This is a genomic window from Isoptericola sp. NPDC057559, from assembly GCF_042801555.1.
Classification (GTDB): Bacteria; Actinomycetota; Actinomycetes; order Actinomycetales; family Cellulomonadaceae; genus Isoptericola.
In genome coordinates this window covers 159,263-185,815 of sequence record NZ_JBHVFQ010000001.1, presented here as the reverse complement: position 1 = coordinate 185,815, position 26,553 = coordinate 159,263, and the positions used below count along the sequence as shown (strand labels likewise).

General features: G+C 75.5%; 31 protein-coding genes. 20 read left to right on the top strand and 11 right to left on the bottom strand.

Going from position 1 to position 26,553, the window contains the following annotated elements; all coding sequences use genetic code 11:
- Position 1: 1 nt before the first annotated feature.
- The 3 genes from ACFU5J_RS00815 to ACFU5J_RS00805 form a co-directional block, all read right to left on the bottom strand.
- Positions 2-919 (bottom strand): cation diffusion facilitator family transporter, encoded by a 918-nt coding sequence (locus ACFU5J_RS00815; protein ID WP_430577485.1) that lies wholly within the window; start codon positions 917-919, stop codon positions 2-4.
- Entirely contained in the window at positions 916-1,293 is a 378-nt protein-coding gene (locus tag ACFU5J_RS00810; RefSeq protein ID WP_430577484.1) for an ArsR/SmtB family transcription factor, read from the bottom strand. The genes ACFU5J_RS00815 and ACFU5J_RS00810 overlap by 4 nt, the downstream gene beginning before the upstream one ends.
- A 136-nt stretch (positions 1,294-1,429) precedes the next feature.
- Positions 1,430-2,377 (bottom strand): oxidoreductase, encoded by a 948-nt coding sequence (locus ACFU5J_RS00805; RefSeq protein ID WP_430577483.1) that lies wholly within the window; start codon positions 2,375-2,377, stop codon positions 1,430-1,432.
- Positions 2,378-2,473: 96 nt separating this feature from the next.
- Between ACFU5J_RS00805 and ACFU5J_RS00800 the strand changes: the two genes are divergently transcribed.
- Positions 2,474-3,130 (top strand): DNA-binding response regulator, encoded by a 657-nt coding sequence (locus tag ACFU5J_RS00800; protein WP_430573405.1) that lies wholly within the window; start codon positions 2,474-2,476, stop codon positions 3,128-3,130.
- Between the two features lie 15 nt (positions 3,131-3,145).
- Here the strand turns inward: ACFU5J_RS00800 and ACFU5J_RS00795 are convergent, their stop codons facing one another.
- A complete protein-coding gene (locus tag ACFU5J_RS00795; RefSeq protein WP_430573404.1) occupies positions 3,146-3,802 on the bottom strand; it encodes a response regulator in 657 nt (218 codons plus the stop codon).
- Complete coding sequence (locus ACFU5J_RS00790; RefSeq protein WP_430577482.1) at positions 3,799-4,965, bottom strand: sensor histidine kinase; 1,167 nt, start codon at positions 4,963-4,965, stop codon at positions 3,799-3,801. Before ACFU5J_RS00790 ends, ACFU5J_RS00795 begins: the two co-directional genes overlap by 4 nt.
- Positions 4,966-5,103: 138 nt before the next feature.
- Here ACFU5J_RS00790 and ACFU5J_RS00785 point away from each other — a divergent pair, with 138 nt between their 5' ends.
- From ACFU5J_RS00785 to ACFU5J_RS00720, 14 genes are all read left to right on the top strand, one after another.
- Complete coding sequence (locus ACFU5J_RS00785) at positions 5,104-5,556, top strand: hypothetical protein (protein WP_430577481.1); 453 nt, start codon at positions 5,104-5,106, stop codon at positions 5,554-5,556.
- Positions 5,553-7,067 carry a multicopper oxidase family protein gene (locus ACFU5J_RS00780; protein WP_430577480.1) on the top strand — a complete coding sequence of 505 codons (1,515 nt, stop codon included), beginning with the start codon at positions 5,553-5,555 and terminating at the stop codon, positions 7,065-7,067. Before ACFU5J_RS00785 ends, ACFU5J_RS00780 begins: the two co-directional genes overlap by 4 nt.
- Before the next feature lie 61 nt (positions 7,068-7,128).
- Positions 7,129-7,710 (top strand): GNAT family N-acetyltransferase, encoded by a 582-nt coding sequence (locus tag ACFU5J_RS00775; protein ID WP_430573400.1) that lies wholly within the window; start codon positions 7,129-7,131, stop codon positions 7,708-7,710.
- A 46-nt stretch (positions 7,711-7,756) separates the two neighbouring features.
- Entirely contained in the window at positions 7,757-8,203 is a 447-nt protein-coding gene (locus ACFU5J_RS00770) for a helix-turn-helix transcriptional regulator (protein ID WP_430573399.1), read from the top strand.
- 5 nt (positions 8,204-8,208) lie between these two features.
- Complete coding sequence (locus tag ACFU5J_RS00765) at positions 8,209-8,628, top strand: VOC family protein (protein ID WP_430573398.1); 420 nt, start codon at positions 8,209-8,211, stop codon at positions 8,626-8,628.
- Between the two features lie 5 nt (positions 8,629-8,633).
- Positions 8,634-9,098 (top strand): nitroreductase family deazaflavin-dependent oxidoreductase, encoded by a 465-nt coding sequence (locus ACFU5J_RS00760; RefSeq protein ID WP_430577479.1) that lies wholly within the window; start codon positions 8,634-8,636, stop codon positions 9,096-9,098.
- 61 nt (positions 9,099-9,159) lie between these two features.
- On the top strand, positions 9,160-9,594 hold the full coding sequence (locus ACFU5J_RS00755) for a YdeI/OmpD-associated family protein (protein ID WP_430573396.1): 435 nt from the start codon (positions 9,160-9,162) through the stop codon (positions 9,592-9,594).
- A gap of 22 nt (positions 9,595-9,616) precedes the next feature.
- Entirely contained in the window at positions 9,617-10,210 is a 594-nt protein-coding gene (locus ACFU5J_RS00750; protein WP_430573395.1) for an MOSC domain-containing protein, read from the top strand.
- Between the two features lie 70 nt (positions 10,211-10,280).
- Complete coding sequence (locus ACFU5J_RS00745) at positions 10,281-12,671, top strand: ATP-binding cassette domain-containing protein (protein WP_430577478.1); 2,391 nt, start codon at positions 10,281-10,283, stop codon at positions 12,669-12,671.
- Between the two features lie 94 nt (positions 12,672-12,765).
- Positions 12,766-13,053: a hypothetical protein gene (locus ACFU5J_RS00740; protein ID WP_430577477.1), complete on the top strand. Its 288-nt coding sequence runs from the start codon at positions 12,766-12,768 to the stop codon at positions 13,051-13,053.
- A gap of 130 nt (positions 13,054-13,183) precedes the next feature.
- Positions 13,184-13,969 carry a YidC/Oxa1 family membrane protein insertase gene (locus ACFU5J_RS00735; RefSeq protein WP_430577476.1) on the top strand — a complete coding sequence of 262 codons (786 nt, stop codon included), beginning with the start codon at positions 13,184-13,186 and terminating at the stop codon, positions 13,967-13,969.
- 4 nt (positions 13,970-13,973) lie between these two features.
- Positions 13,974-14,657, top strand: coding sequence for a helix-turn-helix domain-containing protein (locus ACFU5J_RS00730; RefSeq protein ID WP_430577475.1), 684 nt, complete (start codon positions 13,974-13,976; stop codon positions 14,655-14,657).
- A 63-nt stretch (positions 14,658-14,720) separates the two neighbouring features.
- Positions 14,721-15,239, top strand: a complete 519-nt coding sequence (locus ACFU5J_RS00725; RefSeq protein ID WP_430573390.1) for a VOC family protein — start codon at positions 14,721-14,723, stop codon at positions 15,237-15,239.
- 78 nt (positions 15,240-15,317) lie between these two features.
- Entirely contained in the window at positions 15,318-16,109 is a 792-nt protein-coding gene (locus ACFU5J_RS00720) for an SDR family oxidoreductase (protein ID WP_430577474.1), read from the top strand.
- 13 nt (positions 16,110-16,122) lie between these two features.
- Here the strand turns inward: ACFU5J_RS00720 and ACFU5J_RS00715 are convergent, their stop codons facing one another.
- A complete protein-coding gene (locus ACFU5J_RS00715) occupies positions 16,123-16,722 on the bottom strand; it encodes a GNAT family N-acetyltransferase (protein ID WP_430573388.1) in 600 nt (199 codons plus the stop codon).
- 67 nt (positions 16,723-16,789) lie between these two features.
- Between ACFU5J_RS00715 and ACFU5J_RS00710 the strand changes: the two genes are divergently transcribed.
- Both ACFU5J_RS00710 and ACFU5J_RS00705 read left to right on the top strand, forming a co-directional pair.
- Positions 16,790-17,197 (top strand): YybH family protein, encoded by a 408-nt coding sequence (locus tag ACFU5J_RS00710; RefSeq protein ID WP_430577473.1) that lies wholly within the window; start codon positions 16,790-16,792, stop codon positions 17,195-17,197.
- A gap of 90 nt (positions 17,198-17,287) precedes the next feature.
- Positions 17,288-18,220, top strand: a complete 933-nt coding sequence (locus ACFU5J_RS00705; protein ID WP_430577472.1) for a nucleoside hydrolase — start codon at positions 17,288-17,290, stop codon at positions 18,218-18,220.
- Here the strand turns inward: ACFU5J_RS00705 and ACFU5J_RS00700 are convergent.
- Complete coding sequence (locus ACFU5J_RS00700; protein WP_430577471.1) at positions 18,208-19,278, bottom strand: LacI family DNA-binding transcriptional regulator; 1,071 nt, start codon at positions 19,276-19,278, stop codon at positions 18,208-18,210. The genes ACFU5J_RS00705 and ACFU5J_RS00700 overlap by 13 nt on opposite strands.
- Positions 19,279-19,405: 127 nt before the next feature.
- On the opposite strand from ACFU5J_RS00700, the gene ACFU5J_RS00695 reads away from it, so the two are divergent.
- Positions 19,406-20,851: an MFS transporter gene (locus ACFU5J_RS00695; protein WP_430573384.1), complete on the top strand. Its 1,446-nt coding sequence runs from the start codon at positions 19,406-19,408 to the stop codon at positions 20,849-20,851.
- A complete protein-coding gene (locus tag ACFU5J_RS00690; RefSeq protein ID WP_430577470.1) occupies positions 20,848-21,774 on the top strand; it encodes a ribokinase in 927 nt (308 codons plus the stop codon). The genes ACFU5J_RS00695 and ACFU5J_RS00690 overlap by 4 nt, the downstream gene beginning before the upstream one ends.
- Positions 21,775-21,882: 108 nt before the next feature.
- On the opposite strand, the gene ACFU5J_RS00685 is transcribed toward ACFU5J_RS00690, so the two are convergent.
- From ACFU5J_RS00685 to ACFU5J_RS00675, 3 genes are all read right to left on the bottom strand, one after another.
- Positions 21,883-23,409: a hypothetical protein gene (locus tag ACFU5J_RS00685; RefSeq protein WP_430577469.1), complete on the bottom strand. Its 1,527-nt coding sequence runs from the start codon at positions 23,407-23,409 to the stop codon at positions 21,883-21,885.
- Positions 23,406-24,002: a SigE family RNA polymerase sigma factor gene (locus tag ACFU5J_RS00680; RefSeq protein ID WP_430577468.1), complete on the bottom strand. Its 597-nt coding sequence runs from the start codon at positions 24,000-24,002 to the stop codon at positions 23,406-23,408. The genes ACFU5J_RS00685 and ACFU5J_RS00680 overlap by 4 nt, the downstream gene beginning before the upstream one ends.
- Before the next feature lie 84 nt (positions 24,003-24,086).
- Complete coding sequence (locus ACFU5J_RS00675; protein WP_430573380.1) at positions 24,087-24,638, bottom strand: GNAT family N-acetyltransferase; 552 nt, start codon at positions 24,636-24,638, stop codon at positions 24,087-24,089.
- Positions 24,639-24,733: 95 nt separating this feature from the next.
- Here ACFU5J_RS00675 and ACFU5J_RS00670 point away from each other — a divergent pair, with 95 nt between their 5' ends.
- Positions 24,734-25,879: a GNAT family N-acetyltransferase gene (locus tag ACFU5J_RS00670; RefSeq protein ID WP_430577467.1), complete on the top strand. Its 1,146-nt coding sequence runs from the start codon at positions 24,734-24,736 to the stop codon at positions 25,877-25,879.
- A 7-nt stretch (positions 25,880-25,886) separates the two neighbouring features.
- On the opposite strand, the gene ACFU5J_RS00665 is transcribed toward ACFU5J_RS00670, so the two are convergent.
- Positions 25,887-26,552 carry an MBL fold metallo-hydrolase gene (locus ACFU5J_RS00665; protein ID WP_430573378.1) on the bottom strand — a complete coding sequence of 222 codons (666 nt, stop codon included), beginning with the start codon at positions 26,550-26,552 and terminating at the stop codon, positions 25,887-25,889.
- Position 26,553 lies beyond the last annotated feature (1 nt).

The window sequence follows — 26,553 nt, the reverse complement described above, 5'->3', positions numbered from 1 at the left end:
CTCAGGCGTGGGTGGGGTGCTCGTGGCCCGGGTGGGTGTCCGGCTCCACCTGGAACGTGGAGTGCTCGACGGCGACGTCGAAGTGGGTGGCCACGCACTCCTGCAGCTCGTCGAGGATGCGGCCGGCGTGCCCGTCGGTGAAGCAGCCGGAGTCCACCACGACGTGCGCGGACAGGATCGGCAGTCCGGTGGCGATGAGGGAGGCGTGCACGTCGTGCACGTCGCGCACGTGCTCGACGCGCAACAGGTGCGCCCGCACCTGCTCCAGGTCCAGCCCCGGCGGCGTGGACTCCAGCAGCACGGACCCGGCGGCCCGCGCCAGCCGCACCGCCCGCGGCAGGATGAGCGCCCCGATGAGCAGGGCGGCGACGGAGTCGGCCCGCTGCCAGCCCGTGGTGGCGATGACGACCGCGGCGACGATGACGCCCACCGACCCCAGCGCGTCGTTCACCACCTCCAGGAACGCCGCCCGCAGGTTGAGGTTGGCGTCCCGGCGGCCGGCGAGCACGCCCATCGACGCGAGGTTGCCCACCAGCCCGATGACGCCGAAGACGACGAGCTGCCCGGACGGGATCTCCGGCGGGTGCGCGAGCCGCAGCACCGCCTCGACCAGCACGTACACGCCCACCACGAGCAGCACGGTCGCCTGCGCCAGCGCGGCCAGCACCTCCGCCCGCCGGTAGCCCCACGTGCGCTGCGACGACGGCGGCCGCAACGACAGGTGCGCGGCGAACAGGGCGAGGGCCAGCCCGCCCGCGTCGGTGAGCATGTGGGCGGTGTCCACCAGCAGCGCGAGGCTGCCGGTGAGCAGCGCGCCCACCGCCTGCGCCACGAGGATGAGCGCGGTGATGCCGAACGCGACCGCCAGCCGGCCGCGGTGGTCCGCGGCGGCGTGCGCGTGGTCGTGGTCGTGCGTCATGCCGCGTCCGCGGGCTCGGGCCTCCCGCGCGCGCCGTCCGCCGGCGTCGCGCACGTGCAGTCCGGCCCGCAGCAGGCCGGGTCGACGGCGAGCGTCAGCCGCAGCAGGTCGCCGAGCGCGTGCGACAGCGCCGGGTCGGCCAGCCGGTACTCCGTGCGCCGCCCGTCCGGACGTCCCACGACCAGCCCGCAGCCGCGCAGGCACGCGAGCTGGTTGGACATCACCTGCTTGGAGACGCCGAGCCTCGCCGCCAGGTCGGACGGGTAGGCGGGCGCGTTGCGCAGCGCGAGCAGGATGCGGGTGCGCGTGCCGTCCGACAGCGCGTGCCCCAGCCGCGCCAGCGCCGCGGTGTGCGTGAGCGTCACGGTCTCCATGAGGCCGACCGTACATCCGCCGGTGTACTCACGACACGGGGCCGACAGGGCCGGGTGCCGAACAGGCAGTTGACACCGTTATCGCGGCGGAACTCGCCCGATAACGGTGTCAACTGCCTGTTCGGCGGAGGAGGTGTCAGGCCGCCGGGGCGATCCCGTCGAGCGTGGCGAGGTCGTCGTCGGTCAGCCGGAGCGCCGCGGCGGCGACGTTCTGCTCCAGGTGCGCGACGCTGCCCGTGCCGGGGATGGCGAGCACGTGCGGCCCGCGGTGCAGGGTCCAGGCCAGCCGCACCTGGGCGGGCGTCGCGCCGTGCGCCGCGGCGACCGCCGCCACCTCCGCCTCGCCGGCGTCGTGGTGCGTGCCGTCGGGGATCGCCCCGGCCACGGACGCGCCCACGGAGAAGAACGGCACGAACGCGATACCGAGCTCGCCGCACCGGGCGAGCAGGCCGTCGTCGTCCCGCTCGGTGAGGCCGTACCGGTTCTGCACGCACACGACGGGCGTGATCGACAGCGCCTCGTCGAGCTGCTCCGGCAGCACGTTCGAGACGCCGACGTGGCGGACCAGCCCGGCGTCGCGCAGGTCGGCGAGCGCCCCCACGTGCTCGGCGACCGACCCGGGCTCGCGCACGAGGCCGGTGCCCCAGCGCAGGTTCACGACGTCGAGGTGGTCGAGGCCCAGCTGGCGGATGTTCTCCTCGACGTGGCCGCGCAGCTGGTCGGGGCGGGCGTACGGCTCGAAGCGGCCGTCGCGCGACTGGGCGGCGCCGATCTTCGTGGTGATCACCAGGTCGTCGGCGTAGGGCTGGAGGGCGGCGCCGATCAGCTCGTTCGCGGACCGGGTGGGCAGGAAGTAGAAGGCCGCCGTGTCGATGTGGTTCACGCCGAGCTCGACGGCGCGACGCAGCACGGCGATCGACTCCTCGCGAGGGCGCGGCGCGGGCGCGCCCAGCGCGCCCATGAGCCGCATCGCGCCGAGGCCGAGGCGGTTCACGGTGAGGTCGCCGAGCCGCCAGGTGCCGGCGGCGCCGGCGTCGGCGGTGCCGGTCGGGGTGGTCGTGGTGGTGCCGGTGGTGGTCGTCATGTGCTCCAGCATCGGCACGCAGGGCGCCCTGGCGGCCGCGGTGGCAGGTTGTTGCCGACCTTGGCGGCGTCCCCGCCCCGGGTGCAGGATCGAGGCATGCAGACCGGAGAGGCCGTCACCGTCGTCCAAGGCGACGAGGAGCTGCTCTCCCGCACGGCGCACCTGTTCGCGCACGCGACCGAGATCTCGTGCGCGGCGAACGACCTCGGGACCTGGGTGGTGACGCACGGGCCGCAGGAGGTCGAGGACGCGCCGCGGGCGCACCGCGACGACGTCCGCCTCCGCAAGGTCTACCGGCCGGGCGTGCTCCTGGACCCGGTGGCGGCCCGCGGGCTCGCGAGGGCGCGGGAGCTGCACGGCGCGCAGATCCGCATCACGACCGAGGAGGTCAACGAGACGATCCTCTTCGACCGGCGGCTCGCGATCCTGGCGGGCGACGTGCGGGCGGGGCGGCGCAGCTACGGCATCGTCACGCAGCCGGAGGCGGTCCAGGGGGTCGCGTCCCTGTTCGAGGCGGTGTGGCGCTCGGCCGTCGACCTCGACGTCTTCGACGCGCGCATCGCCGAGATCCGCGCGATCGCGCCCCAGGTGCTCGACCTGCTGGGGCAGGGGGTCAAGGACGAGACGGCCGCCCGCGCGATGGGGCTGGGCGTGCGCACCTACCGCCGCCGGGTGGCCGAGCTGATGGCCGCGCTCGGCGCGGACTCGAGGTTCCAGGCGGGCGTGCGGGCGCGGGAGCTCGGGCTGGTCTGAGGGTCGCGCCCGCCGTCACCGCCCGGGCGTGACCAGGCCCGTCTCGTAGGCGAGGACGACGAGCGCGGCGCGGTCGCGCGCGTCGAGCCGGGCGAGCAGCCGGCTGACGTACGTGCGCGCCGTCGCCGGGCTGAGGAACAGGTCGCGGGCGATCTCGTCGTTGGTGAGCCCGCGGCCGACGCCCTCGAGCACCTCGCGCTCGCGGTCCGTGAGGCGCGCGAGGACGCCGTCGTCGAGCCGCCGTGGCGCCGCCGCGACCGCCCGCAGCACGGTCGCGGTGACGGCGGGGGACAGGAGCGACCCGCCGGCGGCGACGGTGCGGATCGCGGCGCGCAGGTCGCCGGGGGAGACGTCCTTGAGCAGGTAGCCCGCGGCGCCGGCGCGGACGGCCTCGACCACGTGCTCGTCCTCGTCGAACGTCGTGAGCACCAGCACGCGCACGTCCCGGAGCGCCGGGTCCGCAGCGATCGCGCGCGTGGCCTCGATGCCGTCCAGGCCGGGCATCCGCACGTCCATGAGCACGACGTCGGGCGTCAGCTCCCGCACCCGGGCCAGCCCGGTGCGGCCGTCGGCCGCCTCGCCGACGACGGAGACGTCGCCGTCGAGCTCCGCCAGCGGGCGCAGCCCGGCGCGCACCAGCTCCTGGTCGTCGACCAGCACCACCCGGATCATGGCTCCAGCCTCGCCGGGAGGTCGGCGACGACGGCGAACCCGCCGCCCGGCGCGTCGGCCGCGCTGAGGGCGCCGCCCAGCAGGCCCGCGCGCTCGCGCATCCCCGCGAGCCCCGCGCCGGAGCCCGCGGCCCCGCCGGCGCCGCGACCGTCGTCGGTGACGGCCAGCCGGAGGCGCCCGTCCGCCACGGCAGCCTCGACGCGCACGTGCCGCGCGCCCGCGTGCCGCACCACGTTGGTCAGCGCCTCCTGCACGATGCGGTAGGCCGCCGCGTCGATCGCGCCGGCCAGCGCGCCCGGCGGGACGGCGTCGTCGATCGTGACCTCGAGGCCGGCCTCCCGCACCGGCGCGAGCAGGGCGTCGAGCCCGGCGAGGCCGACCGCGCCGCGGGGCGCCGTCCCGGGGAGCGGGGCGCGCAGCACCCGCACCGTGGCGCGCAGGTCGTCGAGCGTGCCCGACGCCGCCTCCCGCACCCGGGCGAGCGCGCCGCGCGCCGCGTCGTCGTCGCGCCCGACCGCCTCGTCCGCGACGCCCGCGTGCAGCGCCACGACCGAGAGGTTGTGCCCGACGGCGTCGTGCAGGTCGCGGGCGATCCGCAGCCGCTCCGCCTGGAGCCGCTCCTGCGCGGCGTGCGCCTCCTCGGCGGCGGTGAGGTCGCGGACCAGCGCGGTGCGCTCGCGGGCCTCGCGGGCCAGCCGGACGGCGACGCCGAGCGCGACGGCCGCCGCCGTGAGCGCCACATTGGTGACGAGGTCGTAGGCGGTGAGCGCGGCGCTGGGGTCGACGTCCTCGTCGGTGAGGCGGAAGTACGTCGCGACCACCACGAGCACGCCGCCGGTGCCCACCGCCCACCCGGCGCGCCCGCGCTCGGCCGCCGAGTACAGCGCGGCCACCGCCGGCAGCACCATGCCGACCGGCGCGAGGCCGAGCGCGTAGTAGGCGCACACGCCCAGGAACGTGAGCACGAGCATCGTGCGCGGCGCGAACCGGCGCAGCAGCACCAGCGCGCCCAGCCCCGCCGCGAACGCGTACGCCGCCGGGCCCGCACCGCCGTCGCCCGCCGGGTCCGCCGCGATGACGACCGCCACGACGAGCGTCGAGGCCAGCGCGAGGACCACGTCGGTCACCCACGGGCTCGGCGGCGCCGTCGCGGACGAGGTCATGCCTGCCAGGCTAGGTGCCACCCCCGCAGGGTGCCGCGGGTGTGGGGGTTCGGTCAGGGTCGGTGTCGCCCCGGGGCGACACCGGGAGACGCTCCAGGGCCGATGTGGCCGACCCCGGCCCGCGGGGATGGTCGTGGCATGACCTCGCACCAGCCTTCTCCCCGGCCCCGTCCCCAGCCCGCCGCCCCGCCCGAGACCCCCGGGCGCGCGGGGATCTCCTGGCCCCTGGTGGCCGGGCTGGCGTCGCTCGCGCTGCTCTGGCCGCTCACCGGCCTCACGGGCGTCGGGGGTACCGGAGCGCCGAGGGCGCTGGGCATCGTCGCGCTCACCGCCGTCGTGTGGATCGGGGTGGTCGGGTTCGGCCGGGTGCCGCGGCCCGTGGCGACGCTGACCCTGACGGGCCTGGCGTCCGGCGTCGTGACGCTGCTGGTGTCCACGCTCTTCGGGGGCACGGGCGGCACGGCCGGCGCGGCGTGGACGGCGCTCCCCGCCCTGGCGATGGACGTCGGCTGGGGCGCGGTGGCCGGCGTGGCCGCCCTCGGCATCCAGCGGGCGCGGGGCGTGCGCGCCCCGCAGGACGGCGCGCGATGACGGGCCGGCGGGCGACGGCCGCGGCGCTCGCCGCCGTCGTCGCGCTGCTCGCCGCCGGGTGCGGCGGGATCCCCGGCTCGGTGACGTCGGTCGACGAGCCGGGGTTCACGCGCGAGCTGCCCGTGCCGCCCCTCGCGGAGTCGCGGGTGGTCGACGGCGTGCGCACCTTCCGCCTCACCGCCCAGGAGGGGACGACCGAGCTGCTGCCCGGCGTCGAGACCCGCACCCAGGGCTACGACGGCGCGTACCTCGGCCCCACCCTCCGGGCGGAGCGCGGCGAGAAGGTGTCCGTCGAGGTGACGAACGCGCTGGACGAGACCACCACCGTGCACTGGCACGGCATGCACCTGCCCGCCGCGATGGACGGCGGCCCGCACCAGCCGGTCGAGCCGGGCGCGACCTGGCGGCCCACCTGGGCGATCGACCAGCCCGCCGCGACGCTCTGGTACCACCCGCACCCGCACGGAGAGACGGAGGCGCAGGTGTACCGCGGCCTCGCGGGGCTGTTCCTGCTCGACGACGACGCGTCGCGCGCCGCCGACCTGCCGCGGGAGTACGGCGTGGACGACGTCCCCGTGGTCGTGCAGGACAAGGTGCTCGACGACGACGGGCAGCTCGTCCTCGACCACGACGGCGGCGAGCCGGGCGCGCTGGGCGGCACGGTGGTGACGAACGGCGTCGCCGGCGCCTACCAGCGGGTCACGACCGAGCGGGTGCGGCTGCGCCTGGTCAACGGGTCGACGGCGCGCACGTACGCCCTGGGGTTCGGCGACCGGGACCTGGACCTGGTCGCCACGGACGGCGGGCTGCTCGACGCGCCCGTCCGCCTGGACCGGGTGCGCCTCGCCCCGGGGGAGCGGGCGGAAGTGGTGGTCGTGATGAAGCCCGGCGAGACCACCCGGCTGCGCTCCTTCGAGGCCGACCTGGGCGGAGTCGCCGTGCCGTTCGCGATGGGCGGCAACGACGCGTTCGACGTGCTCGAGCTGCGGGCGGCCGACCGGTTGGCGCCGTCACCCGCGCCCGCGTGGGAGCCGTCGGAGCACGCGGCCGGCGACGCCCTGCACGAGGGCGACGCCACCGTGACCCGCACGTTCGACCTCGCCGAGCGCACCATCAACGGCGAGACGATGGACACCGGGCGTATCGACGAGGTCGCCGTCGTCGGGACCACCGAGGTGTGGGAGGTGCGCAACACCGTCCCCATGCCGCACAGCTTCCACGTGCACGACGTGCAGTTCCGGGTCCTGACCGTCGACGGCGAGGCGCCGCCGCCCGAGCTGGCCGGCCGCAAGGACACCGTCTACCTGGAGCCGCGCCGCACCTACCGGCTGCTGATGCGGTTCGACGACTACGCCGACGACGTGCGGCCGTACATGTACCACTGCCACATGCTGCTCCACGAGGACGAGGGGATGATGGGCCAGCTCCTCGTCGTCGAGCCGGGGTCGACGGCGCGCCCCGGGCCGTCGGAGCGTCTGGCGGGGCACGACGGCGGGCACGGCCACGGCTGAGCCGCCGACGACCAGCGGAAACGTCCTGGCCGTGCGTGCGCCGGGCTGCCAGGATCGGGGCATGCCCACCCTCCTGCCCGTGACGTTCGCGCCCTTCACCGACGCGGAGCAACCCACCCTCGACGTGCCCGCGGCGGGCGCGCGGCTGCGGCCGTGGCGCGACGACGACGCCCCCGCGGTCCGCGCCGTGTACGCCGACGCGGCGATCCAGCGCTGGCACGTGCGGGTGCTCGACTCGGACGACGAGGCGCGCGAGGTCATCGGTGGCTGGCGGGCCGGCTGGGCCGAGGACCGCGAGTCGAGCTGGGCGGTGGCGGACGCCGCCGACGACTCCGTGGTGCTGGGCCGCATGGCCGTCAAGACGTTCGACCCGCACGGCGTGGGCGCCGTCGCGTACTGGACGGCCCCGGCCGCGCGCGGCCGCGGCGTCGCCCCCGCGGCGGCCGCCGTCGCCTCGGCCTGGGCGTTCGACGCCGGCTTCCGGCGGCTGGAGCTGGTGCACTCGGTCGACAACGCGCCGTCGTGCCGCGTGGCGGAGAAGGCCGGCTTCGCCGCCGAGGGCGTGCTGCGCCAGTCCGTGCGCCACCTCGACGGCTGGCACGACATGCACCTGCACGCCCGCGTGGCGGCCCCGGGCAGGTGACGGGGGCCACCGGGCGGGCGTCGGCGGCTCGTGGAAGCATCGCACCGTGACCAGCAGCGACGCCGACCGGCTGCGCGACCTTGCGCGGCTGCGGCGCGTGCGCGACCGGATGGACCGCGAGTTCGCGCAGCCGCTGGACGTGGAGGCGCTGGCCCGCGGAGTGCACATGTCGGCCGGGCACCTGAGCCGGCAGTTCAAGCAGGCGTTCGGGGAGTCGCCGTACAGCTACCTCATGACGCGGCGGATCGAGCGCGCGATGGCGCTGCTGCGCCGCGGCGACCTGAGCGTCACGGAGGTGTGCTTCGAGGTGGGGTCGTCGTCGCTGGGCACGTTCAGCACGCGGTTCACGGAGCTGGTGGGGATGTCGCCCAGCGAGTACGCCCGGCGCGCCCGCACGGCAGGTCCGGGGGAGCTGCCGTCGTGCGTCGCGAAGCAGGTGACGCGACCGGTCAGGAATCGAGAAGCGAGCGACAGGGGCGCGCACCTAGCGTGATTTCCATGAGCGACATCGACATCAGCATCCACACCACCTTCCTCCCGCACGTCGACCCGGAGGCCTCCCTGGGCTTCTACCGCGACCTGCTCGGCTTCGAGCTGGTCCAGGACGTGGGCCAGGGCGACATGCGCTGGCTGACGTTCGTCTCGCCGGCGCAGCCCGACGTCCGCCTCGTGCTGGCGCCGCCCGCCGCCGACCCCGGCATCACCGAGGACGAGCGCCGCACCATCGTCGAGCTGATGGCCAAGGGCAGCTACCAGTCGATCATCCTCGGCACCAAGGACCTCGACGGCGTCTTCGCCAAGCTGCAGGCCGCCGACGCCGAGGTCGTGTCCGAGCCCACCGAGCAGCCGTGGGGCGTGCGCGACTGCGCCTTCCGCGACCCGGCGGGCAACATGGTCCGCGTCGACCAGGTCGGGTGACCGCGGTGACCCAGCAGACGCAGCCCCGCCCCCAGGGCGCGCCCGGCGCGCTGTCTCTGTGGATCCAGCGTCGCGCGAACGCGAGCACGGCGAAGAAGATCCGCCGCAAGGGCGGGCAGATGATGGGCATGGACCTGCTGGTCCTGCACACGGTCGGGCGCCGCACGGGCGAGGCGCGGGAGAACCCGCTGGCCTGGTTCGACGACGGCGCGGGCGGCCGCCTGGTGGTCGCCTCCGGCGGCGGCAGCCGCAACCCCGGCTGGTTCGCGAACCTCGCCGCCCACCCGGACCAGGTGGCCGTCGAGCTGCACGGGTCCGGCACCGTCCCGGTCACGGCGCACGTGCTCGATGACGCCGAGCGCGCCCGGGCCTGGCCGACGATCGCGGCGGCCGCGCCCACCATCGACAAGCACCAGCGCAAGAGCGACCGGCGGTACCCGGTCGTCCGGCTCGTCCCGGCCGGGGCCTGAGGTGTGCGTCCCCGGGATCCCGCGGATCACCAGGATCACCACCGAGAACGAAGGAGCGGTCATGAGGTTCCGGTCCGTCGTCGAGCCCGCCGCGAAGATGCAGGGCCTCGAGGTCCCGCCGCAGGTCGTGGAGGCCCTCGGCGGCGGCGCCAGGCCGCCGGTGCGGATCACCGTCAACGGCCACACCTGGCGCAGCCGCGTCGCGATCATGCGCGGCCGCCACCTGCTCGGCCTCAGCCGGGCGAACCGGGAGGCCGCGGGCCTCGAGGTCGGCGCGGAGGTCGAGGTCGAGCTGGCGCTCGACACCGAGCCCCGCGTCGTCGTCGAGCCCGACGACCTCGCCCGGGCGCTCGACGCCGACCCGCCCGCCCGCGCGGCCTACGACGCCCTCCCGCAAGGGCGGCGCCGCCGGATCGTGCTCGACGTCGACGGCGCGAAGCAGGCCTCGACGCGGGCCCGCCGCATCGACAAGGCTCTTGCCGAGCTGCACGGCTGACACCCCGACCGAAGGAGACCGCGTGACCGTCACGGAGCCCTCGACCACCAGCCCGTCCTCCCGGACGGCGCCCCGGACGGCGCCCCGCGTCGTCTCGGTGCACGCGAGCGCCGTGCACGGCTTCAGCAAGCCGGCCGTCGAGGAGGTCGTCCTGGTCGAGGGCGTCGGGGTCGAGGGCGACGCGCACGCGGGGGTCACCGTGCAGCACCGCAGCCGGGTCGCGGCGGACCCGTCGCAGCCGAACGTGCGTCAGGTGCACCTCATCCACGCGGAGCTCTTCGACCTGCTGCGCGAGGCCGGCCACGACGTGGCGCCCGGCGACCTGGGGGAGAACCTCACGACGCGTGGTCTCGACCTGCTCGCGCTGCCGGTGGGCACGCGGCTGACCGTCGGCGACGCGGTCGTGACGGTCACCGGGCTGCGCAACCCGTGCCAGCAGATCAACGACTTCCGGCCGGGGTTGCTCAAGCAGGTGCTGCGCCGCGGCGACGACGGCGAGGTGGTACGCCTGGCCGGTGTCATGGGGATCGTCTCGCGCGGCGGGTCCGTCCGGCCGGGCGACCCGGTCGACGTCGTGCTGCCGGCGCCTCCCCACCTGCCCCTGACCCGCGTGTGACGCCGACGGCGTCGACCGCACCCGACCGCCCCCGGCGTTCCCGCGCCACCCCGATCGAAGGAGAGCCCCGGTGACCGCCACGCAGACCCCCGGCCTGACGACGTCGCACGCCGCCGACGCGCACGACCTGATCCGCGTCCGCGGAGCCCGCGAGAACAACCTGCGCGAGGTGGACGTCGAGATCCCCAAGCGGCGGCTCACGGTGTTCACGGGCGTGTCCGGGTCGGGCAAGAGCTCGCTCGTGTTCGCGACGATCGCCGCCGAGTCGCGGCGCCTCATCGACGAGACGTACTCGACGTTCGTGCAGGGGTTCATGCCGTCGCTGCCGCGCCCGGACGTGGACGTCCTGGAGGGCATCACCACCGCCATCCTGGTGGACCAGGAGCGCATGGGCGCCAACGTGCGGTCCACGGTCGGCACGGTCACGGACGCGAACGCGATGCTGCGCAACCTGTTCAGCCGCATCGGCGACCCCTACGTGGGCCCGCCGACGGCGTTCTCGTTCAACATCCCGACGTCGACGGCGAGCGGCGTGTTCAGCACGGGCAAGGCGGGCGGCGAGGTCGAGAAGAAGGTCGTGCGCAACCAGGTGTACCTGGGCGGCATGTGCCCCGAGTGTGAGGGGCGCGGCACCGTGTCGGACCTCGACCTGTCCGTCATCGTCGACGAGTCGCTGTCCCTCAACGACGGCGCGATCCTCGTGCCCGGCTACAAGGCGGACGGCTGGATGGTGCGGGGCTTCTCGGAGTCCGGCTTCGTCGACGGCGACAAGCCGGTGCGCGACTACACGGAGGCCGAGCGGCACGACTTCCTCTACCGGGAGAAGGGCAAGGTCAAGGCGCTCGGGATGAACATGACCTACCAGGGCCTCATCCCCAAGCTGCGCGAGTCGATGTTCAGCAAGGCGCCCGAGTCGCTGCAGCCGCACATCCGCGCGTTCGTGGAGCGGGCGGCGGTGTTCGTGCCCTGCCCGGAGTGCGACGGCACCCGGCTCAACGAGTCCGCGCGGTCGGCCAAGGTGAACGGCGCCAGCATCGCGGACGTGTGCCGGATGCAGATCTCCGACGCCGCGGAGTGGGCGCGCGGCGTCGACGACCCGGGCGTCGCCCCGCTGATCGGCAGCCTGCTGCACCTGTTCGACAAGTTCGTGGAGATCGGGCTGGGCTACCTGTCCCTGGACCGGCCGGCGGGCACGCTGTCCGGCGGCGAGGCGCAGCGCACCAAGATGATCCGGCACCTCGGGTCCGCGCTGACCGACGTCACGTACGTCTTCGACGAGCCCACCATCGGCCTGCACCCGCACGACATCGAGCGGATGAACACCCTGCTGCAGGACCTGCGCGACAAGGGCAACACGGTGCTCGTCGTCGAGCACAAGCCCGAGGCGATCGCGGTCGCGGACCACGTGGTCGACCTCGGCCCGGGCGCCGGCACCGACGGCGGCACGATCTGCTTCGAGGGCACCGTCGAGGGGCTGCGGGCCAGCGACACGCTCACCGGCCGCCACCTGGACGACCGCGTGAGCGTCAAGGAGTCGGTCCGGGAGCCCTCGGGCGCGCTGGAGATCCGCGGGGCGGACCAGAACAACCTGCAGGGCGTGGACGTCGACGTGCCCACCGGCGTCCTCGCGGTGATCACGGGTGTCGCCGGCTCCGGCAAGAGCTCCCTCATCCACGGCAACCTGGCCGGGCGCGAGGGCGTGGTCGTCGTCGACCAGGGCGCGATCAAGGGGTCGCGCCGCTCCAACCCCGCCACGTACACCGGGCTGCTGGAGCCGATCCGCAAGGCGTTCGCGAAGGCCAACGGCGTCAAGCCGGCCCTGTTCAGCGCCAACTCCGAGGGCGCCTGCCCCACCTGCAAGGGCAACGGCCGCATCTACACCGAGCTCGGGTTCATGGAGACCGTCGAGACCCCCTGCGAGGACTGCGGCGGCAAGCGGTTCATGGCGTCCGTGCTCGAGTACACCCTCGGCGGCAAGAACATCGCCGACGTGCTCGACCTGTCCGTCGCGCAGGCGCACGCCTTCTTCCGCGAGGGGGAGGCGAAGATCCCCGCCGCGCACAAGATCCTGGCGCACCTGGAGGACGTGGGGCTCGGCTACGTGAAGCTCGGCCAGCCGCTCAACACGCTGTCCGGCGGCGAGCGGCAGCGGCTCAAGCTCGCCATGCACATGGGCGAGAAGGGCGGCGTCTACATCCTCGACGAGCCCACGACCGGCCTGCACCTGGCCGACGTCGCGAACCTGCTCGGCCTGCTCGACCGGCTGGTGGACGCCGGCAAGTCCGTCATCGTCATCGAGCACCACCAGGCCGTCATGGCGCACGCCGACTGGATCATCGACCTCGGCCCGGGCGCCGGGCACGACGGCGGGACCGTCGTCTTCGAGGGCACGCCCGCCGACCTGGTCGCCGCCCGCTCCACCGTCACCGGCGAGCACCTGGCGGACTACGTCGGCGCCTGACGGACCGCCTCGCGGCGGTCGCCCGGCCCGCCGACGAGACCCGAGGGGCGCGCTATCGTGACGGGACGGCCCGAGGACCAGGAGGGAGGACGGCATGGGTGACGCCCTGATCGTGCTGGCGCGCGACGTGTCGTCGTCGCTCGCGGTCCTCCTCGGGACGCCGACGCTGACGACCCTGCTCCTCCTGGTCGGCGCCGCCGGCCTCGCCGCGATGGCGCTGAGCTTCGTCGCGCGGACGACCGCGGTCGCGCCGCGGCTGCTGCCCGTGACCGCGCCCGCCGTGCGGCGTGACGCGACGGCGGCCCCGCCGCTCGCCACCCAGAGCGATCCCCACGCGCCCGGCCGCCCCCGGCCGCGCGCACCCGGCGTCCTCGCCGGCTGAGCACCCCTCGGGCCACCCCTCGACCGTCCCCGCCGGGACGGCTCGCCGTCGCGCGCCGTGCGCGGCGACCCCGCGTGCCCGCGGGGTGCTCGGCGAACGTGAACCCCTTCCGTTCGACCGAGGACACCCCATGGATCTCTTCGCCCTGCCCCCTGTCGCCGCCGTGCTCGGTGGCGCGTACCACGCCCTGATGGGCCTGTCCCACCTGCTCGAACCGGCCCTCGGCGCCGGCGCCGCAGCGGCCGCCGTCGTCGCCCTGACGCTCGTCGTCCGGGCCGCCCTCGTCCCCGTCGGCGTCTCGCAGGCCCGCGCCGAGCGCACCCGGATGCGCCTCGCCCCCCGCGTCGCGGAGCTGCAGCGCCGGCACCGCAAGGACCCCGAGGCGTTGCAGCGCGCCACGATGCAGCTCTACGCCGACGAGGGCACCACGCCTCTCGCCGGCTGCCTGCCGATGCTGCTGCAGGCGCCGGTGGTCGGGGTGATCTACGCGGTGTTCGTCCACGCGGAGATCGCCGGCGGGGCGAACGCCCTGCTGGGCCACACGCTGTTCGGGGTGCCGCTCGGCACCAGCCTCGTCGGCGCGCTGTCCGCCGGCGTGCCGCCGGTCGCGACCGCGGTCGTGCTGGGGGTGCTGGTGCTCGCGATCGCCCTCGTGGGCGAGCTGACGAGACGAGCGACCCTTCCCGGAGGCCCCCTCGCCGTGCCCACGCCGTCCGCCGCACCGCCGGGGTACCCGGGGATCCAGGGCGTGCTGGGCGCGCTGCAGTTCGCGACCGCTGTCGTGGCGTGCTTCGTCCCGCTCGCCGCCGGGCTGTACCTCCTGGTGACCGTGACATGGACCCTGGTCCAGAGGATCCTGCTGCGGCGCCGCTTCCCGCTCGGCACCGAGGGCGGCGTGCGGCCGTCGATACCGTGACGTCATGTGGTTCGAGCGGCCGGGTTCGACCCCGGCGGTGCGCACGGTGTGGCGGGCGACGGTGGAGGAGGCGGGGGAGTACCTCGTGGCGGGGTCGGAGTTCTGGGGGATCTCCTTCATCCGCCGCGCCGACGGGAGCCTCGGCGGCGAGCTCGACGGGCCGAGCATGAGCGCCCGCAGCACGACGAGCGTCGCGGGGGAGAGCTACTGGGGCGTCGAGCTGGCGCCGTTCGTGGTGGTCACGGGCCTCGACAAGCAGCCGGTGCTCGGGGCCACCGTCGACCTGCCGGTACGCTCCGGCCAGGTCCGGCTCGGGGAGCGGTGGACCACGCTGCCGGCCTTCGACGAGCTCGAGGACTGGGTGGACGAGATGGTGCGCCTCGGCCCGCTGGGCGTGGACGAGGGCGTGCGCGCGGCGCTGGACGGGCATCGGGACGGCGCGTCCCCGCGCACCTGGCAGCGCCGCTATCGGCGCACCGTGGGGCTGACGGCCGGGCAGGTGGAGCAGGTCAGGCGGGCCGAGCGGGCCTATGCCCTCCTGCAGGCGGGCGTCGCGCCGGCGGAGGCGGCGGCGCGGGCCGGGTTCGCCGACCAGGCGCACCTGACCCGCAGCCTGCGCCTCATCCGCGGGCGGACCCCGGCGGCGGTGCTCGCGGCCGCCGCCCGCCGTCGGCCTCCCGTGGGGTGACGTTCTCGTTCAAGACCGGGCCCCCGCCGGCGGGGTGTGATGGTGGGGACGAAAGGAGCCACCATGGCCGTCCCGCCGGGATTCTCGACGATCAACCCGTTCATCATCAGCAGCGACGCCGAGAACCTCATCCTCTTCCTCACGGAGGTGTTCGACGGCGTCGAGCACCCCGACGCGCGGACCGTCGACCATGACGGGCTGCTGCTGCACGCCGAGCTCCAGATCGGCGGCACCACCGTCATGTTCGGCGAGCGCAAGCCCGGCTGGCCGTTCACCCCGTCCTTGCTGCAGGTCTACGTGGACGACGTGGACACGGTGCTCGATCGGGCTCGGGCCGGTGGCGCGGACGTCGTGACGGAGCCCACGGCCTTCTTCGGCGAGGTCTTCTCCCGCTTCGTCGACCCCTGGAACAACCTGTGGTGGGTGTACTCCACCCCGACGGACGACGCCGCCGGCGAGTGGGCGGAGGCCGGCGACGGCGACGAGCCCGCCGATGCGGAGTGGGAGCCGACGCCGGAGCTGGTCTACATCCGCGACACCCTCGTCGCTGCCCTGCCCCGCCTGCAGGACCCGGTCGGCTGAGCCGCGGTCACGTCCTCGTCCGCCGCCTCGTCGGGAGTGCAGACGCGCCGACGGGGCGCGGCGACGGAGGAGGACGGCATGGCACGCATCCTGGTCACCGGCGGCACGGGGCACATCGGCAGGCTGGTGGTGCCGCGGCTGGTCCGCACGGGCGCGGAGGTGCGGGTGGTCAGCCGCAGCCCGCACGCGGAGGGCGACGGCGTGCGGTACGTCGTCGCGGACTGGTCCACGGGCGAGGGGCTGGCGCAGGCCGTGGGCGACGCGGACGTCGTCGTGCACCTCGCCGGTGACCAGCTGCACAACGAGCCGATGGCGTCGGCCCTGGTGCGGGCCGTCCGCGACGCGGGCACCGAGCCGCACCTGGTGAACGTCTCGGTGGTGGGCGCGGAGAAGGTGCCGGTGCGGTCGCGCTTCGACCGGCGCGCGCTCGGCTACATGGCGAGCAAGCTGGCCCAGGAGCGCGTGCTGGAGAGGTCCGGGATCGCGTGGAGCAACCTGCGCGCCACGCAGTTCCACGAGCTGGTGCTCATCGCCGCCCAGGCGCTCGCCAAGCTGCCGGTGGTGCCGACGCCCAGCGGTTGGAGGGCGCAGCCGATCGCGGCCGACGAGGTCGCGACGCGGCTGGTCGAACTCGCCCTCGGCGACCCGCAGGGCCGGGTGCCCGACCTCGCCGGCCCGGAGGTGCTCACGTTCCGCGGCATGGTGCGGGACTACCTGGACGCCGTCGGCTCACGACGCCCCACGATGCCGGTCCGCGTCCCCGGCGCCGCGTCGCGCGCGTACGCGGCGGGCGGCAACCTGGCCCCCGACCGCGCCGTCGGCAAGCAGACGTGGGCCGAGTTCCTCGCGGAGCACGCCGCGCGCCGCTGAGCGCGCCCGCGCCTCAGAGGTCGACGCGCATCACCGCGCGGCGCGACGTCGGGCGGCTCACCTCGCGGAACCCGGCGGCCTCGAACACGGACGCCACCCCCACGAAGAGCTCGCCCCACGAGTCGCTGTACCCGGGCCCCACGACCATCGGGTAGCCCTCGACGGCGCGCGCCCCGCGGGAGCGGGCGTGCTCGACGGCGGCGGCGGTGAGCGCGGCGCTGACCCCGCGGCGGCGGAAGCCGGCGCGGGTGACGAAGCAGACGACGGCCCACACCCCGTCGTCGTCCTTGTCCTCGTCGCGACCCGACCACGGCACGCGCGCGGTGCGCAGGCGGACGTACGCGGTGCGGGGCTCGACGGCGCACCAGCCCACGGGCTCGCCGTCGAGCCAGGCGACCAGCCCGCTGGTGCTGGGGGAGCCGGGCTCGCCGCAGTGCGCGTCGCGGCGCAGTGCGGCGGCCCGCTCCTCGCGCGCGGACTCGCGCCAGGCGGACGACGGCGTCTGGAACCACCGGCACTGGCAGCGCGCGCCCTCGCCGCGCTCGCCGAGCACGGCCTGCAGGTCCTCCCAGGAGGCCTCGTTCGCCGGCCGGACCACGATGTCGGACGTCATCGCCCCATCGTGCCCCGAGCCCCCGACGGCGGTACCGAGCGCGGCCGCGCGGGCGTTCACTGGTGCCATGGGCGACCGCGAGGACTTCCTCGACTGGTTCGGCACCACGTGGCGGGCGGCCGAGGACGCGCTGCACGACGGGGACGACCGGCCCCGCGACCGCACCTGGTCCCGGCACGCGCCCGTGACCCTCTTCGGCGCGTGGATGGAAGCCGTCGGGCCCGCCGAGGCGCGTGCCGTGTTCGCCCGCCTGGCGGAGTCGTTCTCCGGCGTCGGGTCCGCGGAGGTCGACCTGGTCGCCGCCGACGTGAGCGGCGACCTGGCCTACACCGTCCACCGGGAGATCACGTCCACCCGCGTCGACGGCCGCCCGCGGGACTACGTGCTGCGCGTGACCCAGGTCTACCGGCGCGAGGACGACGGGTGGAAGGTCGTGCACCGGCACGCGGACGGCGGGCCCGGCGGGGACGACTGAACCGGCGCACGGGACGGGTTGACGGGTGCGCGACACGAGTGCAATCGTTTACGCATCGCACCGCGTTCTCGGCACCCGCAAAGGAGCACCATGCCCACCCCGATCATCCTCGACTGCGACCCCGGCCACGACGACGTCTTCGCCCTCTGGCTCGCCGCCGGCAACCCCGAGATCGACCTGCGCGGCGTCACGACCGTGAGCGGCAACGGCTACCTGGAGCACACCACGCACAACGCGCGGGTCGCGCTCACGGTCGCCGGCGTCCACGACGTGCCCGTCGCCGCCGGTGCCTCGGGGCCGCTGAAGCGCACGCTCACGCCGGCCTCGTGGATCCACGGCGAGAACGCCCTCGGCGGGCCTGAGCTGCCGGAGCCGACGGTCCCGCTCGACCCGCGCAGCGCCGTCGAGCTCATGGCCGACCTCCTCGAGGCGTCCCCCGAGCCGGTCACCCTGGTCCCGACCGGGCCCCTGACGAACGTGGCGACCTTCCTGGAGCAGAAGCCCCACCTGCGCGAGAAGGTCCGGGAGATCATCTGGATGGGCGGGTCGACCGGGCGCGGCAACGTCGGCGCCTACCCGGAGTTCAACGCCTGGGTCGACCCGGAGGCCGCGGACCTCGTCGTCCGGTCCGGGCTGCCGGTCACGATGGTCGGCCTCAACATCTCCCACCAGGCGCTGATCACCGAGCCGGTGGTCGAGCGGATCGCCGCGGTCGGCAACCGGACGGGCGCGTTCGGCGTCGAGCTGCTGCGGTTCTTCTGCAGCACCTACGACGCCGTCGAGTCCATGCCCGAGGGCCCGCTGCACGACCCGATCACCGTGGCGATCGCCATCGACCGGGCGGTCGCGACCGTGCAGCGCTGCCACGTGGACGTGGAGACGCAGGGGGAGTTCACCGCGGGGGCGACCTGCGTGGACCTCCACGACATGCTCGGCCGGGAGCCGAACGTCGACGTCGCCCTCACCCTCGACGTCGACCGCTTCTGGCAGCTCGTGACCGACGCGGTCGCTCAGCTGGACTGAGCGCGGGTCGCGCGGGCCGCGGCGGGCGCGGGGGGCGCGGGGGGCGTCGCCGGGGCCGGCGACGTGGACATCGACACCCGCAGGGCCGGGGCGAGCCGGCTGTAGATGGCCGGCGCGTCCCGGTCCTTCGTGCGGCGGAGCAGCGCGCGGACGGCCTCGGCGGCGATCTGGTCGAACGGCTGCACCACGGTGGTCAGGGCCGGGTCGCACACGTCGGCGAGCATCGTGCCGTCGAACCCCGTGACCATGACGTCCTGGGGCACGGCCACGCCGTGGCGCTTGAGGCCGGTGATCAGCCCGGCGGCGATGAGGTCGTCGCCCGCGACGATCGCGTCGGGGAGCGGGCTCCGGCTCGCCACCGTGCCGGCGGCCGCCAGGCCGAACTCGAGCGTGAAGTTGTCCAGGACCGGCGGGTGCACGGGCAGGCCGCGCCGCGCGATCTCCCGCTCGAAGGCGGCCCGCCGCTCGCGGCCCGCCGACGTGGTGTCGTCCGAGGCGACCAGGGCGATGTGCACGGCGCCGCGGGAGACGAGGTGCTCGACGAGGAGGGCGATCCCGCGGTCGTTGTCGACGCCCACGAAGTCGGTGGGCGCCTGCTCGACGCGCCGGTCGAGCTGGACGACGGGGACGTCGTCGGCGGCCTCGACGAGGGCGTCGAGCGAGCTGGTGGCGTCGGACGGCACGACGACGATCCCCTCGACGCGGCGCCGGACGAGCATCCGCAGGCGGTCGCGCTCCCGGTCGACCTCGCCGTGGGAGTCCGCGACGATCAGCTCCAGGGAGTGCGCGCCGAGCTGCTCCTCGAGGCTGTGCACCAGCTGCCCGTAGAACGGGTTGCTGATCACGGGCACGATCACGCCCACCGCGCCGTCGGTCCCCTCGCGCAGGGCGCGCCCGAAGACGTTGACCCGGTAGCCGAGCCGCTCGGCGACCTGCCGGACGTGCGCGGTGGTCGCCTTGGAGACCCGGTTCTTCCCGGTCAGGGCGCGGGAGGCGGTGGCGATGGAGACGCCGGCGGCGTCGGCCACGTCCCGCAGGGTGACGGCGTCTCGCGCCACGCTCTTCTCCTCGGGTCGACGGAGCGGTCGGAGCCCCTTGCCGGGTACCGCACCCGAGTGTAACGTCTGCGCAATGGATTACGCAGAATGCGGGTCCAGCACGGCAGAACACGACGAAGTGGACACCATGGACACCCGCACGACCCCCACCACGCCGCCCGTCGAGGGCACCGCAGGCGGAGACCGCCGGACCGTCGTCACGCTGATGGTCGCGCTGCTCTCGGCGTGCCTCGCGTTCCAGCTCAACGCGAGCATGCTGAGCCCCGCGCTCGTCACGATGGAGCGCGAGCTCGACGCCACCGGCGCCCAGATCGCGGCGACCCAGACGGCCTTCTTCACCGCCGCGGCCCTCTTCACGCTCTTCCTCCCTCGCCTCGGCGACCTCGTCGGCCGCCGACGTGTCCTCGTCGGGATGCTCCTGGCGATGGCGGTCGGCTGCGTGATCGCCGCGCTCGCGACCAACGTCACGGTCCTCTTCGTCGGCCGCCTCATCCAGGGTGCGTCCGGCCCCGTGGTCCCGCTGTGCCTGGTCATGCTGCGGGTGGTGGTCGCCGAGCCGCGGACCTACGGCACGCTCATGGGCGTGGTCACTGCCGTGAACGGCGGCATCGCGGGCGTCGACGCCCTGCTGGGCGGCTACCTCGCCACGAACCACGGGTTCGCGTCGATCTTCTGGACGATGGGAGGCGTCGCGGTCGCGTCCGCCCTCCTCGTGCGGCTGCTCGCGCCCGAGTCCACCTCCGCCGACCGCCCGCGGATGGACTGGGCCGGGTCGCTGCTGCTCGTGGTGTCCGTCGGCGCGATGCTGGTCGCCGTCAACGAGCTCGGGAAGCTGGGCGCCGCGGACCTCGTGCTCGTCGTCGTGCTCGTCGTCGTGTCCGTGGTCGCCTTCGCGACGTTCTGGCGCACGGAGTCGAGGAGCCGGCACCCGCTGGTCTCGATCCCCCAGCTCAAGGAGCGGGCCACCTGGGCGACGGTCAGCACGTCCCTGCTCACCCTCGCCGGGATCTTCGCCGTCATGAACGGCATCGTGCCGGCGCTCGCGCAGGACGAGACCGTGGGACTCGGCATGTCCGCCGAGGAGGTCTCCTGGTGGATCCTCATGCCGTACGCCGTCGCCGGGCTGCTGATGGGCCCGGTCAGCGGCCGGCTCGCGGCGACCGTGGGCTACCGCACCATGCTCCGCGTCGGTCTCGGCGGGACCGTCGTCGGCCTCGTCCTGTTCGTCCTCAACGTCGGTACCGACTCCCGGCTGGTCTTCCTCCTGCTCTCCGTCGCCGTCGGCGTCACCTACGCCGGGATCGCCAACATCATGCTCAACGGCCTCGGCGTCGCGCTCTCCCCGGCCGCGCGCCCGGGGTCCCTTCCCGGCCTCAACACCGGGGGCATCAACCTCGGGGCGGGCGTGAGCTTCGTGGTCGTCTACGCCGTGCAGACGGCGTTCGCGTCGACCGACGGCGGCGCGGCCGCCGGGTACGTCGCCGGCCTGGTCACGGGCGCGGTCGTGCTCGTCGGGGCCCTGCTGATGTCCTTCCGCATCCCGCGGCCCGCGAGCGCGGAGGTCCGCCGATGACGGGTCGCCCGGCCGGGGGCCGGATCCTCGTCGTCGGGTCGATGAACGCCGACCTCGGCGTGCGCACCGGGCGCCTGCCGCTCCCGGGGGAGACGGTCGTCGGGTCCGCGCTGGAGGTCGGGCCCGGGGGGAAGTCGTCGAACCAGGCGGCGGCCGCCGCACGGCTGGGTGCCACGGTGACGCTGGTCGGGGCCGTGGGGGACGACCCCTACGCGCGGCTCCTGCTCGACGCCGCGACGACCGCGGGCGTCGACGTGGCGGGCGTCGTCGCGGTGCCCGGCACCACGACGGGCACCGCGCTGGTCGTCGTCGACGACGCGGGCGAGAACACGATCGTCGTGTCGCCGGGGGCGAACGACCGGCTGCGCCCGGAGGACCTGCCCGGGCACCTGTTCGCCGGCGCGTCGGTGGTCTGCCTCGCGCTCGAGACCCCGACCGCCACGGTGGTCCGCGCGGCGGGGGCCGGGGCGGCGGCGGGTGCCACCGTCGTGCTCAACCTCTCCCCGTACCGGCCGGTGCCGGCGGAGCTGCTGCGCGCGACCACCGTGCTGGTGGTCAACGAGCACGAGCTGGCGTGCCTGCCGGGGGCGCCGTCCGACACGTCGGACGGCGAGGCCGTCCGGCGGTTCCTCGCGACCCTGGGGATCCCCGGCGCCGTCGTCACGCTGGGCGCCCGGGGCGCCCTCGTGGCCACCACCGACGGTGTCGTGCACCTCGATGCGCCGCGCGTCGAGGCCGTCGACACGACGGGGAGCGGGGACGCGTTCACCGGCGCGCTCGCGACCGGGCTGGCGGAGGGCCTGTCCCTGGCGGACGCCGCGCGCCTCGGGAACGCCGCGGGCGCCCGCGCCGCGACCCGGCCCGGTGCGCAGTCGTCGTACCCGACCCGGCGCGAGGTCGAGGAGCTGCTCCTGCCGGCGTGACCGGGTCCGGCCCCGTCGCCCCGCCCGGCCGCCCCGCCCGGCCGCCCCGCCCGCGCGACGGCGGGCCGGCGCGCGACGCGCACCGGCCCGCCGAAGGGGCGCGGGGGCTCAGCTCCCGGACAGCCCGAGCGACCGCACGATGCTGCCGAACCGCTCCTGCGAGGCCGCGTCGCGCGGCCCGCTGTACTCCAGCGAGACCGTGTCGTCGCCGCGTCGGAGCTGCACCGTCCCCAGGAAGCACGGCTCCCCGTCCTCCGTGGTGTCGTCGCCCACCCGGATCACGACGGCGTCCGCGCCGGGGACGTCGTACCGGTACCCGGCCGACGGGACGGTGCCGGGGGCGTGGCCGGTCCCGGCCGTGACCGTCACCGTCTCCCCGACGCGGCCCGCCGACCAGTCGATCCCGTCGGCCGGCGACGTCTCCTCCCAGCCGCCCGGCAGGGCCAGCCGCAGCCCCGTCGCACCGGCGGACAGCGCGCGCCAGCCGTCAGGGACGGCCGACGTCGTGAGCTCCGGGAGGTCCTGCGCGCCCGGGACCTGCGCCGCCGCGGCGGTGAAGCCGAGCGTGCCCAGCAGCTGCCGCGTCAGCGCGCGCCCGTCCGCGGAACCGGGCGTCTCGATCGTGACGACGTACCCGCGCCCGCCCTCGCGCCGCAGGTGCGCGGTGGTCACGTCGCCGCCGTCCTCGGACCCGGTCTCCACCTGGACCACGTCCGCGCCGTCGAGCGGGAACGTGGACGCCGGGTCGAGCGGCGACGACGCGATCGAGCCCGGCCATCCCGCGGAGCCGTCGGACAGCGCCACCGTCACGGCGGCCGACCCGTCGGCGCTCGCGGACCGCGACCGCTCGCCGGCGGGGAACGCGTCGGCGACGGACTCGTCGGCGGCCCAGCCCCGCGGCACCGCGTACTCCAGCCCGGCGAACGACGTCCTCTCCCAGCCCTGGGGGACCCCCGGGGCGAACCCGTCGAGCGGCTCCAGCACCGCCTCCGCCCCGGGGGACGGCAGGGGGGCGGAGTCCTCGTCCGTCGACACGGACGCCACGAGGTCGGCGAACGTCGCCTCCCCCTCGGTGCCGTCCACCCAGACGAGGGTCACCTGCACCACGTCGCCCGACCCGAGGGTCACCTGCAGCCTGCCGACGAAGTCCTGGGCGGACGTCGGGTCGTCGGCGTGCTCCTCGACGACGTACCGGGCCGACTCCGCCCCGGGGACCCGGACGTCCACGGGCGTGAGCCCGGAGCCCGGCGGGACGAGCGGCAGGTCCGGCCCCGCCGGCTGCACCTGCACGAAGTCCCCGCCCTCGTGCGCGGGGCCCTCCTCCCAGACGCCGGCGCCGTGCGGCTCGAGGCCCGGCGGCACCGCGAGGGCCACCCCGCCGACGGCGACGGGGGTCCACCCGTCGGGCACGTCCTGGCCCGCCGGGCTGAGGCCCTGGTCCGGCGACGCCACCTGCCACACCCCCGCGACCGCTCCCACCGCGGCGAGCGCGCCGACGCCGCTCAGGGCCGCGCGGCGGGCCCGCACGCGCCGGACGGCGCGGCGGCCCATCGTCGCGCCGTCGAGGGCGGCGACCGGACCGACCTGGTCTGCCGCGTGCTGGAGCTCGGCCACGAAATCGTCCTGGAGGGTCATCGGACCGTCCCCTTCCTCGTCGGTGTCGCGTCGTGGTCGCCGTCGGCCCCGAGCAGCTCCCGCAGCCGGGCCAGGCCGCGGGACCCGCTCGACTTCACCGAGCCGACCGAGATCCCCAGCTCGTCGGCGGTCTGCGCCTCGGAGCGGTCGAGCAGGTGGCGCAGGACGACGACGCGTCGCTGCCCCTCCGGGAGCTGTCGCAGGGCCCGGACCAGCCGGTCCCGGTCCAGCACCGTGCGGGTGCCGTCGGGCACGGGCGGGGGGCGTAGGTCCGCCGGGTCGGAGAGCACGTCACGGCGCGTGCGCCGCCACCCGTCGATGCGCGCCGTGGCGATCACGCGGCGTGCGTACGCGAAGGGGTCGCCGTCCTCGACCCGCGCCCAGGCGCGGTAGGTCCGTTCCAGCGCGAGCTGGACCAGGTCGCCCGCGCGGTGCTCGTCGCCGCACAGGAGGTAGGCGATCCGGGAGAGCGCCGGCGTGCTCGCCGCGGCGAACGCCGTGAAGCGCTCCGCCGCGGACGCGCCCGCCGTCACGATCCCGAACCGCTCGTCGCTCGTGCCGTGGAGGCGCGGCATCGCGCCCTCGCTCGTCATGGGTGCTGCCCGTGTCGTGGTGTCACGTCCCATAGACGCCGCCGGGGGGCGCGGGGTTGTCGACGAGGCCGGACCCCGGGCGGGTCAGGCGGCCCGGTCGCCCTTCAGCACGCCGTAGACGAGGGTGTCGGTCCACTCGCCCTTGGACCACCAGTCCTGGCGCAGGTGCCCCTCGCGCCGCATGCCGACGCGCTCGCAGAGCCGGGCGGACGCCTCGTTGCGGGCGTCGAGCTGCGCGACCACGCGGTGCATGCGGTAGAAGCCGAACGCGAGGTCGAGGACGGCGCGCACCGCCTCGGTCGCGTACCCCTGGCCGGTGTGGTCGGGGTGGAAGACCCAGCCGATCTCGCCGCGGGAGACCGTGTCGCCCGTCGTCCACAGGGCGACGTCGCCGACGACCGCGCCGTCGTGCTCCACGACCAGGGCGAGGGCGGAGCCGGGCTCGTCGATCGCGGTGCGGGCGAGACGCTTGGCGAGCTGCGCCTCGGCGACCTCCGGCGTCCACGGCTCCTCGAGCAGGTAGCGGGCCACGGCGGGGTCGGCGTAGTAGGCGAGCAGCGGGCCGAGGTCCTCGGCGCGGTGCGCGCGCAGGACCAGGCGGCCCGTGGTCACCGGCAGGGGGGTCTCGGTCGTCACGGTCAGGCACCCTACGCGCCGCGGCGCCCGGCACGCGACGGCAGACGGTCGAAAAGGCATGGCGCCGGGCCCGCGGGGCGGAGCACCGTGGAGGGATGAGCACCCCCGCCGCCCCGCCGACGTGGCGTCTCCTCGAGCCGCCGTCCGCCGCGAGACTCGACGCGCCCGAGGCCTGGGCGTACCACGGCGTCGCCGCGCTGGAGCGCGCCGTCGCGCTCGCCGACCTCGGCCACGACGACCTCCCGCCCCGTGCCCTCGACATGCTGGTGGGCGACCTGCACCCCGGGCACGTGCGCCGGCACCGGCTGGTCGCCGTCGAGGACGGCGCGGACGGCGCCCCGCGGGTCGTCGGGCACGGCGTGCTCATGCTGCCCGTGACGGACAACCGGCACCTCGCCGTGCCGCGGATCGCCGTCCTGCCCTCGCACCGCGGCCGGGGCATCGGCTCCGCCATCGCGGACCGGCTGCGTCGCGTCGCGCTCACCGAGGGCCGCACGACGGTCTTCGCGGAGGTCGAGTTCGCGGCCGAGCCGGCGCAGGGCGCCCCGGACGCGCTCGCGCCGAAGGAGGGCGACGGCCACGTGTCGGCCGACCTCCCGGGGATGCGATTCGCCCGGCGCGCCGGGCTCGCGCTGGAGCTCGTCGCCCGCCGCTCCGTCCTGGACGTGCCGCTGCCCGACGACGTCGTCGACCGCTTCGTCGCGGACGCCGCGGCCCACGCCGGCGACGCGTATCGCGTGCACACCTGGCAGGACCCGGCGCCGGAGCGGTGGGTCGAGCAGCTCGCGGGCCTGGAGCGGAGCCTGTCGGAGGACGAGCCGAACGGGGGCCTCGAGCTCGAGGCCGAGCAGTGGGACGGACGGCGGATCCGCGACGAGGAGACGAAGCGCGCCGAGCGCGGCAAGAGCGGCCTCGTCGCCGTCGCGGAGCACGTCGCCACCGGCACCCTCGCCGGGATGACGCTGCTGGTCTTCGCGCACGACCGCCCCGAGCTCACCGAGCAGGACAGCACGGTGGTGCTGCCCGAGCACCGCGGGCACCGACTCGGCATGCTGCTCAAGGCGGTGAACCTGCGCGAGCACACGCGGGTCCGACCCGGCACGCGGCGGATCTCCACCTGGAACAACGAGACCAACGCGCCGATGCTCGCCATCAACGTGGCCCTCGGCTTCCGCCCTGCCGGCGGGGCGGCGGAGCTGCAGGCCCCGCTGGCCGACGTCGTGCCGCTCAGCCCGGCCTGACCGGAGATCAGGGGACGGTGACCTCGAGGGCGTCGCCGGGCGCGAGGCGGCGGTAGCCGACGTCGCCGGCGAGGCCGCCGACCACCCGGTCGACGAGCGCCTTGCCGGCGTCGTTGAGGATCGCGTCGTGGATGGGGACGGCGGTCCGGGGCCCCACCTGGCGCGCGTAGTCCACGGACTCCGCGACCTTGAGCCACGGCGCGGCCACCGGCAGGGCCAGCACCTCGACGCGCGTCCCCGCGGGCGGCGGGGTGAACGAGTCGCCCGGGTGCAGCACCACGCCGTCCACGAGGTACGCGACGTTGGCGGGCGGCGTGATGTCCGGGTGGACGGTCGCGTGCCGCTCGCCGAGGGCCCGGACGGCGAACCCGGCCGCGTCGAAGGCGTCCCCGCCGGCGACGGCGTGCAGCCGGGCGGCCGGCGCACCCGCCTCGGCGAGCAGGTCGACGACGACCTGCGGGCCCCACACCTCCGGGCCGGGGCTCGCGGTGAGGACGGAGACGAGGCGCGGCACGTCCACGTGGTCGACGTGCTCGTGGGTGACGAGCACCGCGTCGGCGCCGTCGAGGACACGCGGGTCGGTGAACGTGCCGGGGTCGACGACGAGCGCGCGCCCGTCGCGCTCCAGACGGAGGGCGGCGTGGCCCCAGGCGGTGAGGGTGAGGGAGGACATG